The 14,020-nt window shown below is 70.9% G+C and carries 8 protein-coding genes; all 8 read right to left on the minus strand.

Going from position 1 to position 14,020, the window contains the following annotated elements; translation table 11 throughout:
• Positions 1-14: 14 nt before the first annotated feature.
• The 8 genes from QA861_RS32755 to QA861_RS32790 all read right to left on the minus strand — a co-directional run bounded on the left by QA861_RS32755 (position 15) and on the right by QA861_RS32790 (position 13,932).
• A complete protein-coding gene (locus QA861_RS32755) occupies positions 15-6,590 on the minus strand; it encodes an eCIS core domain-containing protein (RefSeq protein WP_334592259.1) in 6,576 nt (2,191 codons plus the stop codon).
• Positions 6,587-6,871, minus strand: coding sequence for a hypothetical protein (locus QA861_RS32760; protein ID WP_334592260.1), 285 nt, complete (start codon positions 6,869-6,871; stop codon positions 6,587-6,589). The genes QA861_RS32755 and QA861_RS32760 overlap by 4 nt, the downstream gene beginning before the upstream one ends.
• A complete protein-coding gene (locus QA861_RS32765; protein WP_443041611.1) occupies positions 6,862-8,808 on the minus strand; it encodes an ATP-binding protein in 1,947 nt (648 codons plus the stop codon). Before QA861_RS32765 ends, QA861_RS32760 begins: the two co-directional genes overlap by 10 nt.
• A 62-nt stretch (positions 8,809-8,870) precedes the next feature.
• Positions 8,871-9,821, minus strand: a complete 951-nt coding sequence (locus QA861_RS32770) for a Pvc16 family protein (protein WP_334592262.1) — start codon at positions 9,819-9,821, stop codon at positions 8,871-8,873.
• Positions 9,822-9,885: 64 nt separating this feature from the next.
• Positions 9,886-10,638 (minus strand): serine/threonine-protein kinase, encoded by a 753-nt coding sequence (locus tag QA861_RS32775; protein WP_334592263.1) that lies wholly within the window; start codon positions 10,636-10,638, stop codon positions 9,886-9,888.
• On the minus strand, positions 10,631-11,434 hold the full coding sequence (locus QA861_RS32780) for a T4 family baseplate hub assembly chaperone (RefSeq protein ID WP_334592264.1): 804 nt from the start codon (positions 11,432-11,434) through the stop codon (positions 10,631-10,633). Before QA861_RS32780 ends, QA861_RS32775 begins: the two co-directional genes overlap by 8 nt.
• Before the next feature lie 43 nt (positions 11,435-11,477).
• Complete coding sequence (locus QA861_RS32785; protein ID WP_006376990.1) at positions 11,478-12,002, minus strand: phage tail protein; 525 nt, start codon at positions 12,000-12,002, stop codon at positions 11,478-11,480.
• Positions 12,003-12,066: 64 nt separating this feature from the next.
• Entirely contained in the window at positions 12,067-13,932 is a 1,866-nt protein-coding gene (locus QA861_RS32790) for a phage tail sheath subtilisin-like domain-containing protein (RefSeq protein WP_334592265.1), read from the minus strand.
• Positions 13,933-14,020 lie beyond the last annotated feature (88 nt).

Here is a 14,020-nt window from a genome sequence, read left to right on the forward strand (position 1 = left end):
GGCGCGAGGTCTGCTCATCGGGGGTCCCTCACCTCGGCGATGATCGTCCATGGGCCGCGACGGCCAAGCGAGATGACATCGATGATCTGATACCTCGTATTGCTGGGCAGCAGTAGTTCACGCTGGTCAGGATACTTGCTGGTGCGGCCGATCCAGAGGGCCGGCGAACCGGCTGGAACGCTGAGGCGTATTCGGTATGTGTTCGCAAACGTCGACTCGCCACCCACTGAAGTGGACATGAAGCCAGGCTCCCGTTGAGTGGTCCCCACCAGACGTTCCACTTCCGTGGGGAAGCTCCTGTTGAAACCGTTCATGAAGTTGATGTCACTCAGTGATCTGTGCACCTCCAGCCCTTCGGGCAACTGGTGTGCTCGCGTGGCCTCGTCGATCAGAACGTTGCTGTCCAGGAAAGCTTCCGGCGTCGGGTAGGAACCGCCGAACAACAGCTTCAACCGCTCCTCGGGACTGGCGTGCTCCTTCATCCACCGCGCGATGGCACGCCGCTGCTTGCTGTGGGCCTGTTCGGGTGTGGCCGCGGAATCGCCGGCAGCGAGGATGTCCCGGAGCCTGCTCTGGTCGTCGTCGGTGAGGTCCGTACGCGACAACGCCGCCTTGAGGTCCTCCGGGGTGTAGTGGCCGTGGCGACCGGTACCCGCCGCGCCCATGATGCCGGTGAGTCTTCTCCTCGGTCCGGGGTTTTCATTGGGATCACGCCAGCTGGCCAGCAGGTTTTCAGGGGAATCATGCAGACGCAGCATCTGGTTGTAGACCCAGCCGTAGTCGGAATACTCGAGAGCTGCTCTCCGCTGGTCCCGCGGCAGGTCACCCATGTGATGCCCGAGTTCGGCCTCTCCGTATCGTTCGGCGTTCATGTTCTGTTCCACGGAGCTGAACTGCCGCGTTTGGTCAGAATTCTCGTTGAAACGCCTTATCCCGTCCGCGCCGACACGGCTGAACATGTCCCAGTGCCCGGCACCGAATTTCCTCGAAGGATTCAGGAGCGCCGTGAAGTCGAACGATTCGCCGCTGTCGTTCACTTCGAGCCCGGTCAGGCGATACCAGGTCTGGAGACCGCGCAACACGGCACGGAGCACAGGCTGCGGAATACCGCTCTTAAGTAAAGCGTTCACTTTCGGCTCAAGACGGACCACGATTTTCCTGAGTCGTTCCTCCTTCGACTCCTTGGACTTCTCCTCCTTCTTCCGCCGGTCCTGGTCCCGCCTCTTCTGCTCCTGCTGCCGCCTCTTGTCGTCGCGCAGCCGGTCCTTCTTCTTCCTGAAGGCGTCCCGCAGCTTCGACGCGCCGTTCTTCAGCGCCTTGCCGACCCTTGTCTTCTTCAGCTTCCTGCCGAGAGTCCTCGCCGCGTTGCCGACCTTCTTCAGAGCGGATTTGACGGCGCCCTTGGCCTTCGCGAGGGCCTTGCCTGCCGGGGACTTCGGCTTCTTGGGCTTGGTGGGCTTGGGCCCCTCGATCTCCTTCTTTTTCTTGGGTGTCTGCGGTGTCGTGTCCTTCGGCTTCGCCGAGGACGTGTCAGGGTCACGGTCCTTCGCCGGCCTGGAGTCGGTGTCCTTCGGCTTCGCCGCCGCAGGCTCCTGCTTCGCCTGACCCTTGGGGGTAGCCGTGTCCTTGGGTTTCACCGGGGACTTCGGGCCCGGTGAAGGAGCCCCCTTCGGCCTCGGGGCCGTCGACGGCTCCGCGACCTTCTGCCTCGCGTTCCGCAGCGCCCCCCGCGCCTTGTTGACCGCCGAACCCGCCGCCGACCGCGCTCCCTTGCCGGTCCTCTTCAGGCCGTCCATGATCTTCTGGGACATGGCCTTGAGCCGCTTGCCCACCCCCTTCGTCGCCGAAGAGAGCCTGATCATCAGGAAGTTGGCGATGAAGTCGAGCAGGGCCACCACGCCCGCCGCGACCGCCTCCGCGAACAGACACGCCGCCGGGCCCGCCTTCACCGCCTTCAGGTAGGCCCAGAACTTGGAGAAGGCCGACAGGATCGAGCTGATGCTCTGCCAGGCAGACATCAGGCCCTGGACGATCGTGAGGATCGCTCCCGCCGCCGGGACGATCATCGAGACGACCTTCTCGATCACCAGCGACGCGATCATCATCGGCAGGGACGCGATGATCGCGTCCCACGCCATCTTGCCGATCTGCTTGAGTGAGACGCAGCCCTTGACCAGGACGTCGATGACCGCCTTGCCGAGGCCCAGGATGCCCTCGACCTTGGTGTCGAACCACCGTTTCACGCCCACCTTGATGGCGCCCCACAAGTGGTCCGAGATGCCGGTCTTGGCCGCGCTGCCCGCCTTCGAGATCCAGCCGCCCGGGTCGGGGGCGATGTCCGCCACCAGGGCCGCGAACTTGCCCAGCGCCTCGATCGCCGCCTGGGCGAACTTGATCGCGCCCTCGATGATGCCCTGGAAGGCCTTGATGGCCGCCTTGACCCCGGCTTCCAGAACGTCCAGCAGCGCGTTCAGGCCTGCCGCCAGCGCGTCGAGCAGCGCGTTGACCGCCTTCTTCAGGCCGTCCGCCAGCTCGTCGACCTTGGCGATGGCGGCGTCCCGCATGCCTTCGATCGCGTTGCGGAACCTGTCGCGCAGCTCCGGAAAGGCCGCGAGCAGCACATCGCCGATCGCGATCAGGACGTCGGCGAGCGCGTTGATCGCCGCGACGGCCAGATCGCGGACGAAGTCGATCGCCGCGTCGGCCCACTCCTTGAACTTGTCGATGATGCCGTTGACGAGGGCGCGAGCGGCCTCGAAGACCTTGGTGACCGCTTCGAGCAGGCCCTTGAAGAAGTCACCCACCTTGTCGGCGACCCAGCCGAGGAAGCCGCCGGACGGCTTCTTCTCGCTCTTCTTCTTCTCGGCCTCCTTCTCGGCGTTCTCGCGCTCGGTGTCGATCTGCGCGTTGTCCTTGTCCTTGCGCTCGCCGACTTCCTTGTCCTTGTCGTCGCGCGCCTTGACGATCTCCTTGTTCTTGGTGCCGTGCTCCTTCTCGGACTTCTGGTCCGCGTCCTCGATCTTCTTGTCCTGCTCGGCCCGCCAGTCCTCGCGCTGCGCCTGCGCCTCCCGGGCGACCCTGCCCCGTTCGCCGGTCTGCTTCTCGGTGTTCTGAGCGACCTCGCGGTCGATCTCGGCCTGCTTGTCCTGCTTGGCCTGCTGTTCGCCCTGCCTCTGCGCCTGCTCCGTGGCTACGAGATCACCCTGGGCCTGACCGGCGGCGCCCTGGATCTCGGAGCCCTTCTCCTGCTTGGCGACGGCTCCGACGCCGGCCTTGGGCGCGGAGAGTGCCTTGAGACCGCCGCCCTTGCCGCGCCCGCCACCGGACGCCTTGCCGGTGAGTTTCTCCTTCGGCGCATCGGGGAAGATCTGGTCCTCGCCCAGGGACTTCGCCGCGTCGTCGCGGCCGGTCTGCTGGATGTCGGACTGCTTCTCCTTCAGGGCCTTCTGCTGGTCGTCCGTACGGGTCGGGTCGCTGGCGCCCTCAAGGCGGATCTTCGGCGCGGGTCCGACCGTCTTGTTCTCCAGGGCGGGGTCGTGCGTCGGTACGGCGTCGGCCGCCGCCTCCACGCTCTGTGCCTCGGCGCCGCTGAGCCCCTCGGCGGGCACCGCGGGGGCCGGCGGCGGCGGAGCGGTCGGCTTGGCGCCCGCTGCCTTCTCGCTGCCCTTGGCCTTCTGCTTGTCGCCCTGGTCCTCCGGGCCGAGCCTCTCCACCTTCCCCGTGACGGGAGCAGCTGCGGGGGCGGCCTCGGGCGGTGCCGAACGTGTCTCGGGCGCGCCCGAAGGACGTTCCCGGGTGGGCGCGTTGGCGTCGAGCCGCCGCTGTTCCTCGCCGACCTTCCGGTCCGCGGCCTTGTCCACGCCGGGCATGGCGGCGGCCGCCTGGTCGGGCGCCAGCTTGCTCACGGTCTGGACGGCCGCCTTGGGGTCCTGCCCCGAGACGTCCGGCGGCTCCTGCTCCTTCTCCTCGGGAGCGGCATCCCCGCCTCCCCCGCAACTCCCCTGGCCGCCGTCGTCCTTCTCCGCGGCGGGCTCGGGCGGCGCACAACCACCGCCGTCCTTCTCCAGGGACGCCTCGGGCTGCGGGGTGCCACCCTCCGCGTTCTGGCCGGGCGTCCCGGTCTGTTCGGCGGCCGGGCTCACCGCCGCCTGCGCGGCGGACGGCGCGGCACCGGGCCCGGCGGCGGTCGTCGGCCCGCTCGTCTCCGCGCCGCCCACCGGTCCGCGCGGCGCCGCGCCGGGACCGGTCTCCTTGGGGATCCGGCTCTTGGCCCGGGGCGCCTCTCGCTCGGACCTGGGCGGTTCGGCCCCGCGCCGGGCGGCCGGCGAGGGGTCGCGGTCCTCGACAGCGGTCCTGGGTGTCTGCGCGCCGGCGGGCCGGGACACGGCGGCCGACAGGGAACTCGTGGTGGCCGCCGCCGGACTCGCCGTGGCCGGTGACGGACCCCCGGTCGCTGCCGCCGAGCCGGAAGCCGACCGCGCCTCCGCCCTCGTACGCTCCTGCTGGTCGCTCTTCTCGTCCTGTGCGTCCTTGGCGTCGGGCCGCTCGTCGGGGCCGTCCGCCCCGGCCTCGCCCGAGTCGTCGGAGTCGTCGGCGTCCTTGGTCTGTTCCTTCTCCTGCTGCTGTCCGGGGTCGGGCTTCTCGGCCTCCGGCTCGGGCCGTTCCCTGTCCTCGGTGGCAGGGTCGGGGCCGACCTCCTGGTCGAGCGGTTTCTCGGTCGCCTGGAGGTCCTGGGCGCCTCGGTCCTGCGCCTGGGCGGCGGGTCCGTTCTCGGGCTGCGCCGCCTCACCCTCGACGGGGCCCTCGTCCTGGCCGGGGGCCTTCGGTTCGGGACCGGTGCCGGCTTCGTCGTCCCGCTCCTGTTCCTGCTTCTCCCGTTCCTGCTCGATCTTCTCCGCCTTCGTCGGCGGCGGGGTCGGGAAGGAAGGCGGCGACGGCTCGGCGGCGCCCGGCTGGAGCTGGTCCGCGGTCGGTACGGCGGACAGGTCGAGGTCGGTCTCGGGCAGCTGGTCCTCGGGCTTGATCGTGGGCCCGCGCACGGCGCCCGGCGCGTGCGGGCCCTCGTCCTCGCCGCCGGTGATGTCCCGGTCGGCGCCCGCTTCGAGGCCGAGCGGCTGCTCCTCCTCGCGCGGATCGACTTCAGCGTCCCCGTTCTCGTCCTGCTCGTTCAAGCCGTGCTCGGACAGGGCGGAGTCGGGCTGCTCGCCCCGCTCGTCCACCTTCTCCGGGCGTACGGGGCCTGGTCGGCCCTGCTGCTTCGGGTCGAGCTCCGCGCGCCTGGCGCCGGCCGCCGGCTGGGTCTGCTGGTCCTTGCGCCCGCGCTTGTCGGCGCCGGGGGCGTTGGCCTGCTCGGGGTCGGCCTCCTCACGCTCACGCTGTTCCTTGCGTTCCTCCTTGGTTTCCTCCACGCCCTGCCGTTGCCCCTGGGCACGCTGATCGGCGGCCTCGTCGGTGCGCTCACGGCCTGCGGCGGCCTTCTCGTCCTCCTGCCGCTGCTCCTGCGTGGCCTGCTGCCGGGAGGCGTCACGTTCGTCCTCCTGCTCCGTGCGCCGGGCGGCCTCCTGGTCCTCGGAGGCGGCGTCCGAGCGTGCCCGGCTGCGGTCGCTGCCGCTCTTCTCGTCACGGGCCCTGGCGTCGCGCTGTTCCTCGCGGGAGTCGGCCGCTCGCTTGTCCCGGGAAACACGGCCGGACTCCTGCTTGTGCTGCCACTGGACGCGTTCGACCCCGAGTTCGTCGAAGAGGTCGATCTCGGGCAGCGGTACGTCGGCGGGCTGAAGTTCCAACAGACCGGGGCCGTCGGCCTGTTCGGCGAGGTCGAGCAGACGCTCGTACTCCGGGGTGAGCAGCCACTCTTCCAGCCGCTCGATGACGGCGTCCTCCAACTGCTCAGACATACGGCCCAGTTGGAGCCGTACCCGGCCGGAGGCGTCGGCGGGGTCGCCGCGCAGCGAGCGCAGCACACCGCCCGCGAGCCGGTCCACGAGCGTGGCGGGGTCGACGGCCTCGGCCCGCATCCGGTCGGCGTCCACGGTGGCGTACCGAAGCCAGCCGGGGGTGGCCTGCCCCTCCTGGACCGTGGCGGCCGCGGAGGTCTCAGCTGCCTGGGCGGCGGCCTCCTTCGAATCCACCAACTCCCGTGCCGCCGACTCCGCCTCCCGTTCGATCGCCTGCTGCGGCAGACTCACCGCGCCCAGCTCGCGCCCGGCCCGCAGTGTGCCCAGGCCGTGCGGGTTCTGGACGGTGTGCAGGAGTTCGTGGGCGAGGAGGCGCTGTCCGTCCGCCGTGCCGGGGCGGTAGGCGCCCTCGCGGAAGAGGATGTCCTGGCCGATGGCGACGGCGTCCGCCCCGAGCAGCTCCGTCAGCTGCCCGGCGTCGCGGTCCGTGTGCAGCCGTACGCGGCTCAGGTCGTGGCCGAGCTGTTCCTCCAACTCCCGTCGTATGCCGGGGTCGAGGGGCTGTCCGGCGCCGCTGACGATGCTTCTCGGCTCGGGGGTACGGGACTTGGAGCCCCGTTCCTTACGCTTGCGTCGGCGCTGCTCGGCGGCCGGCTGCTCCGAACGAACGTCCTGGGACTGCGCGTTGCCGCTCACCGGGTCACCTCCCCGTGCCCGCTGAGCCCCTGGTGCACGGCGCGTGCCAGCTCCTGTCCGAGGCGGCGCGCGGACAGGCCGGCGGGCAGCGGCGGCAGCCCGGTCAGCGCGTCGACGTCCACCGTGCCGTCGGCCGCGAGGGGCACGCCGTACTCCCGTACCAGGAGGGTGAGTTCGTGCTCGAAGGCCGCCGAGACCCGCTCGGGGTCCGCCCGGAACCCGTCGAGCACGAGTTCCCCGATGTCCAGCCGTATCGCCGAGGGCTCCCTGTTCACACCCATCCGCGGACCTCCGTCGGCGTCAGGGAGCGTTCCAGTTTGCGGTATTCGGTGCGGGCCGCCGCGAGCATGTGCCGCATCTGGAGGCGGTCGCCCTCCTCGGCGGCGAGGAACGCGCCGGACAGGGCGATGTTGCGGATCGAGCCGCCCGCGACGGTGAGTTGGGCAAGAAGGTCTGCGTCGATGTCCTTGACCGGGGCCTGCGGGGGCAGGACGCGGCGCCAGATCTCGGCGCGTTCGTGTTCCGCCGGGAAGGGGAAGTCGACGACGAAGCGGATGCGCCGCAGGAACGCCGTGTCCAGGGCCTTCTTCATGTTGGTGGTGAGGATGGCGAGGCCCCGGTAGGCCTCCATGCGCATCAGCAGATAGCTGACTTCGAGGTTGGCGTACCGGTCGTGGCTGTCCTTGACCTCGCTGCGCTTGCCGAAGAGGGCGTCGGCCTCGTCGAACAGGAGGAGTGCGCCGCCGCGTTCGGCGGCGTCGAAGACCCGGCGCAGGTTCTTCTCGGTCTCCCCGATGTACTTGCTGACGACCTGGGAGAGGTCGACGACGAACAGGTCGAGGCCCAGTTCCTTCGCCATGACCTCGGCGGCCAGCGTCTTGCCGGTGCCGGAGCCGCCTGCGAACAGGGCCGTGACACCGAGTCCTCGGCGCAGCGTCGCGGCGAATCCCCATTCCTGGTGGACGGTCGGCCGCTGACGCACATGCGCGACGATCTCGCGGAGCACATTCGTCTGCCGCTCGTGCAGGACGAGGTCGCCCCAGGCCGCCTCGGGTTCGATCCGTCGCCCCAGCTCGTCCATGCCGACCCGGGCCTCGTCGAGCCCTGCCCGCCAGGCGAGTTGGGCCGCGTCCAGGTCGTCCTCGCCGGGCAGATCACGCCGTACGACCGCTGCCGCCGCCCGCACCACATGCGGGGGCAGCTGGAACTGTGCCACCAGGGACCGGAGTTCACTTTCGTCGAGGTCGACGACCTCTTCGAACGCGTCGGCCCAGAGGGCGAGTTGTTCCTCGTCGTCCAGTCGGGGGACGGTCACCCGGGTGCCGTGCGGGCGGTCCGTGCGCAGCGGGTCCTCGCTCGACACCACGACGGGCACGGCGGCCCCGGCGAGGAACGACTCCGCCGCCGTCCGCTGGTCGCGGTCCAGTTCACCCACGTCGACGAGGAGCGCGGCGGGCAGCAGGATCGCCTCGCGCTGCCAGAGCCGGGCGAAGCGGTCCCGTTCGGCGGGGTCGCCGGGGATGTCCTCGGCGCTCAGTGAGTACAGCCCGAGTCCGGCGCGGGCCGCCGCGGCGGCGCCGATGTCGGCCCGGCCACGCAGATCGCCGCCGGTCACCTCGACGAGCAGCGGCGCGTCGGGGCTCGCCCCGGTCGCCCAGCCGGCCGCGACCCGGCTCGCGGCCAGGTCGTACGAGGGCGGCAGCCGGTCCGGCACGCTCGCGCGACGCAGCTGGCCGTGCAGCCGGGCGTCGAGGTAGGGCGAGCCCAGCAGGAAGTGCAGGATGCGTTCGTCGAGGCGGAGCCTGGATGTCGTCAGCCGTGAGTCGTCGTCCAGCTCGGTGATCCGCCAGCGGCGCAGCGGTGCCACCGGGGTGAGCGCGCTCCAGTGCGGTTCGGCGAGCGCGGCGAGGGCGAGCGAGAAGGTCGGGTACGTCCGCTCCCGGTCACCGCAGGCGGCGGCGCAGCGGGCAGCGGTGGTCGGCTCCAACTCCTGGGCAGCGGTGAGGAGTACGAGGTCCCGTTCGAACGGGGTGAGGCCGAAGCAGGTGACGAGGGCGTCGAGGGGCGCGATGACGGGACCGGCGGCCACAGGCGTGCTGTCGGGCCGAGGGACCTCGACGGGCCCTGTCCCCTCTCCGGCGTGCGCCACGTGTGCGTCGACACGGGCGAGCACACGCTGGATCTCCGCCGTCAGCGTCGTCGGGCCCGTGGCGTTCACGCTCGTCCCCTCTGGCATCCCCATGTCGTCAGCTGCCCCCGCTCGTTGTCCGCACCCGGCCCTCAGCTCTCGGTGTTCTCAGGTGTGTCGGGCTCCCCGGTCCGGTCCGGAGCGGCGGTCGCGCGTTTGCCCGCGCCGCCGCGCACGGCTCTGCCGCCGCCCGAGCCCGGCTCCGTCGTCTTCGCCGCCTGGGCCGTCTTGCGCGTGCGGGACTGGGTCGCCTTCGCCGGTACCTTCACCACGGCTTTCCTGGCGGGCACCTTCGCCGCCGCCTTGCCGGGCCGGGACGAGGATTCTGGATCAGGGTCAGGCTCTGCGGCCGTACCCGTATCCGTATCGGAACTCCCGCCCTGCGCAGCCTCGTTGACCGGCAGCGCCCGTCCGCCCGGCGCCGGTGCTCCCGGCGCCCCGAACGGCAGCACGCGCACATCGGACCGCTGGACCGGCTTCGCCGCGACCGGTGCCGCACGACCATCGACGAGGACGAGGGCGGCCTGGTAGACGACCGACAGCGAGTACGGGGTCTGGTAGAGCATTCCCCAGAGCTTCGACGTCTCGTCGACGTCCATCACCGTCGGTGTGAAGCGGACGCGCTGCGCCGATTCCAGAAGGTCGCTGCCCGCCAAGTACGGCTTCTCACCCGCCTGTTCGATGACGTCCTTCGGCAGGATCGGTATCTCGTGCAGGGTGCGGACGACCATGCCGATCAGTCGCTGCCCGACCAGCTCGTTCTCCTCGCCGTACGCGCTGATCAGGAAGTGCAGGTCCAGTGCGGCGGCGGGCCGCTTGACCAGCGTGCCGTCGGCGGCGCGGGTCGGCAGGTCGTTGTTGCGCTGCGAGGTGTTGGGCGTGACCTGGTACAGGAACACATGGATGGTCGGTTCGCCGGACGGTTCGGTCGGCGGCTTTCGGGTCTCGACCGTGACGGCCGCGTCGAACTCCGGCCCCAGGTTGTTCTCGATCAGGACGGCGAGGGCCTGGGTGACGTGGGCGATGGCAAGTGCGTTGCTCATGACGTCAGTTCCTCGGTCCCTGCTGCTCGTCCGACTGCTTTCTCCGCCGGCCGCGTCGCGCGGTTCACTCGCGCCCCCGGGCCAGATAGTCCGCGAGGCTCACGGTCGCTCCGGGTCGCTCGGCAGCCGTCGTACGGCGACGGGTGCCTCCCGGGGGCGCCGCCGCCGTCACTTCGAGCCGCCCGATCCGTACCTCAACCACCTGCTCGGGCGCCCGTCCGGGCCGCCGTGCGGTGGCCTGCCGTACGGCCTCGCGTGCCGCGGTCGTGTCCGCGGCGCTGGGTCGCGGGGCCGCGGACACGGCGGCGCGGGAAGCGGTGTCCGGGCCCGGGGTGCGGGGCGTGGGCGCCACGGTCCGGGTGGAGTCGTCCTCGGGGCGCCGACCGCTCGCCGTGCGGCGCGCGGGCCCGGCGGCCGGTCGCGGGCCGGGGAGCAGGGGCGTGACCGGCCGCAGCAGGGGCCCCTGGGGGTCGGTGCTGCGCGGCGCGGGTTCGGCGGGCCGGTCGTCGTACACCCGTTCTGTGTGTACGACGGTCCGCTCCCGTTCCGAGCGCGGGCGGGCCTCGAACACGGTCAGGTGCGGCCGGTCCGGGTGGGTCGCGGCGGCGGCCGGGGCGGCGGGCCACAACGGGGCCTGCCCGTCCGGGTCGGGTGCCGTGGCCCGTACCGCCTCGACCCGTTCGAACGGCCCGGGGAGTCGGGGCCGCACCCGGGTCGTGTCCGGGGCGGCTTCGGCGGTGTGCCGGGCGATGAGCCGGTCGAGGAAGTCGGGCTCGGGCAGGCTTGATCGCCCGCTTCCCGCAGGGGAGTCAGACATCCGCACACAGCTCCAGGTAGTAGCGGCGCCGCAGCGGGCTGAGCGCCAGGATCTCCGGCTCGCTCCAGCCGTACGCGGTGGCGAGCAGATGGACGTCGAGGAGGACGTCCCGGGCCCAGGCGTCCAGTTCGGTCCACAGGTAGGAGGCGATGTCGAGTTCGGCCCGGGTGGCCGCGCCGCACTCGGGGCAGGCCACGTTCAGCGCCAGGTCGGCGCCCGGGTCGGCCGCCTCGACGGCTTCGGCGATCCGGCGCTGCACGGTGACGGGCAGGTCTGTCGCGGAGACGGCGGCCCCGTCGTGCGCCGCGGACACGAGGCACCGCGCGAGCAGCGCCCCGCGCGGATCCGCCGCCCGGCCCGCCACGGCGAGATCGAGAACCCCGGGCACTCGGAACACGACGTCCCAGCCATCCTGCTGAACCCGCACAACGGAACGACCCAGCCCGGACGCAGCCACCTCGCCGCTCCCGGTCGGCGAACCGCCCGGACCGTCCGCCGCGCCCCGCGAACCCTCCTGCCCGCCCAGCGAGCGTGCCAACTCCCCTGCGTCCAGCTCGAACTCCATGTCCTCGCCGCACGCCGAGCACGCGAGCCGTACCTGCATGCGTTCGCCGAACAGCGAGCGGCGCAGCGCGAACAGGTCCGCCTCACGCTCGCCCACCGGAAGCTGTGGCAGCCTCCCGGTGTCGACGTCCGGACGTGCCGTGCGGTGCAGCAGCAGCGCACGCCCGACCGGCGCCTCGGCGAGTCCCGCCTCCCAGGCGGCCAGCAGTCCGGCCGCCGAGGTGATCGCCATACCGTCCCCCGATTCGATCGAGTTGCGATCAACTACCGTCGTTTCAGGCCGGGTTCAGGAACGAGGGCTCCTGGGGTTCGGGCACCTCGTAGTCCCGCTCCCAGCCCTCGCACTCCAACTTGAGCGACTGGATGGCCACCGCGTTGGCGTTGGCGTCGAGTTCGCCGAGGACCTGGTACTCGCTGGGCCAGGTCCGGTAGAGCTTGTGCGAGACGGCGACCTGGCCGGCCTCGTTGAGGACCTGGATGACGATGTCCTTGCGGAAGTCCGCGAGGGACACCTCGGAGCCGAGGCCCGCCCCGATCTGCCAGACCTTGTTGGCCCAGCGGTCGAACTCGGGATCGTGCGTGACCCCGCGCTCCAGGGTGATGCCCTCGAACTCGGAGCGTCCCGGCGACTTGCGCGGGGAGGAGGGGTCGCCGCCGTGGCGGTGCTTGACGACCTCCGTGGTCCGCTTGAGCGGACTGATCTTGCTGATGCCGGCGACCGTACGACCGTCCCACAGGACCAGGAACTTGAAGTTCTTGTACGGGTCGAAGCGCTGGGCGTTGACCGTGAACTCAGCCATCGGATTCCTTCAACTCTCCACGATGTTCAGGGACCTTCGGGGTCCGTCGGGGTCCTTCGTGGCCCTAGAGGGCGAACTGTCCGGACATCTGCTGGATCCTGACGATCACGAACTCCGCGGGACGCACCGGGGCGATGCCCACCAGGACGTTCACGACGCCGTTCGCGACGTCCTCGTCGGTCGTCGTCTCGTGGTCGCACTTGACGAAGTACGCCTCGCGCGGCGTACTGCCCTTGAAAGCGCCCTGCCGGAACAGGGTGTGCAGATACGAGGACGCGCCCAGCCGGATCTGCTGCCAGAGACTCTCGTCATTGGGCTCGAACACGACCCACTGCAGGCCCCGTTGGAGGCTCTCCTCGACATGCAGAGCGAGCCGCCGCACGGGTACGTACTTCCACTCGCTGTCGAGCGCGTCGGAACCGTCCAGCGTGCGCGCCCCCCATACCAGCGGACCCGTCATGGGGAACGTCCGCAGGCAGTTGACGCCGAGCGGGTTGAGCAACCCGGTCTCACGGTCGGTCAGGTCGACAGTCATCGAGTGGACGCCCGCGAGACGGGCCTCCGTCCCGGCCGGCGCCTTCCACACCCCACGTTCCGCGTCGGTCCGGGCGACGACCCCGGCGACGGCGCCCGACGGCGGGAAGGCGCGCAGCCGTCCGGTGAGCGGGTCGGTGAGCTGGATGTGCGGGAAGTACAGACCGGCGTGGCTGCCCCGGACCGCGTCGAAGGCGGCGAGCCCGGCACGGGCCGTGTCGACGCTCACCCAGGTGCCGGGCGCGTCGACGAGCAGGAAGATCCGCCGCTCCTCGCACAGCCGCTGGGCCGCCGAGACGACGGTGAGCATGTCCTCGGTCTTCTCGTACGCCGCCAGCTCGGGCAGGGCCAGCAGGTTGACGTCGGCGACGCCACGCAGGGCCTGGATACCGGTCTTGGCGGCCTCGGAGCCGATGAGGTCGCGCGGGCCGGGAGCCTTGCCGTCCTCGCCGCCCTCCAGAGGGAAGACGGGTGGGTTGACGGACGCTTCGAGGCCCAGGTCGTTGGCACACTGGCCGAGGAAGCGGACGACGTCCTCGGGGTCGGTGGACCCGGCGACGACCTGCAACCGCCGCCCGAACGCGGTGACTTCGACACCCGCGTAGGCGTGCCGGCCCGGCGCGTCGGGCAGCGCCCGCAGCTTGCGCTCCAGCAGCAGCGCCAACTCGGCGACGGAGCACGGGACTTCGCCGTCGCACTCGGGGTCGTAGAGCGTGAACTCCCGCTCCACGCGCCCGATCTTGACGGTCACGTCGACAGCCAGGTCGGGCAGTTCGTTGCCGAAGGGCTTGGACACGGTCCCGGACGGATCGGGCCGCCCCTCCCCGACCGCCTCGACGCGGATGAGCCGCGATCCGGCGTTGACGACGGTCGGCGCGTACCGCCCGTTTCCCTCGTCCATCGACAGCCCGGTGAATGACTCGCGAGCGTCGCCCTTCGCGTCGTACACCCGCAGGTTGAAGGTCTCGTCGCAGTTCGGGGTGTCGTAGTCCACGGCGACGCGCAGGCCGTTGCCCCACACGCCGGGTTCCCTGGCGTGCACGTCGAGGACGTGGGCTTCGCTGTGGCCCTCGGTGGACTGCAGGGCGACACACGCGGCCTTGCCGCTGCCGGACTTCGCGACCCGCACGATCACGGCGACGGAGCCGCCGTTGCCGAAGAACTGGTGCACGGCGTAGGCGACGGCGCTCTGCGAGGCGAGGCCGCCGAACCGCCGCTCGAACTCGGTGAATCCGGTGACACGCACGGGTTCGTTCAGTGGACCGCGCCGGGTGTGCCCCACGAACGCGGTCACCGACGTGGTCACGGCGGAGACGGTACGACTGCTGCTGGGAAGCTCTTCGACGTAGACGCCGGGGTATGTCGGCCTGGCCGCACCCACTGCTGTCGTCGGCATTCCCCCTCCAATCTCTGTCCGGGCACCGGATGAGGGCACCAAGAGGAGGCGGAGGGAGAGTCGTCCGGTCGGGTGCGCACGGAACTGT

It is taken from the genome of Streptomyces sp. B21-083 (assembly GCF_036898825.1).
Classification (GTDB): domain Bacteria; phylum Actinomycetota; class Actinomycetes; order Streptomycetales; family Streptomycetaceae; genus Streptomyces.

Bases quoted from the DNA above. Each gene is read 5' to 3' on its own strand.
- QA861_RS32760 (WP_334592260.1), bottom strand. From the start codon at position 6,871: ATGGGTGTGAACAGGGAGCCCTCGGCGATACGGCTGGACATCGGGGAA.
- QA861_RS32770 (WP_334592262.1), bottom strand. From the start codon at position 9,821: ATGAGCAACGCACTTGCCATCGCCCACGTCACCCAGGCCCTCGCCGTC.
- QA861_RS32775 (WP_334592263.1), bottom strand. From the start codon at position 10,638: ATGTCTGACTCCCCTGCGGGAAGCGGGCGATCAAGCCTGCCCGAGCCC.
- QA861_RS32780 (WP_334592264.1), bottom strand. From the start codon at position 11,434: ATGGCGATCACCTCGGCGGCCGGACTGCTGGCCGCCTGGGAGGCGGGA.
- QA861_RS32785 (WP_006376990.1), bottom strand. From the start codon at position 12,002: ATGGCTGAGTTCACGGTCAACGCCCAGCGCTTCGACCCGTACAAGAAC.
- QA861_RS32790 (WP_334592265.1), bottom strand. From the start codon at position 13,932: ATGCCGACGACAGCAGTGGGTGCGGCCAGGCCGACATACCCCGGCGTC.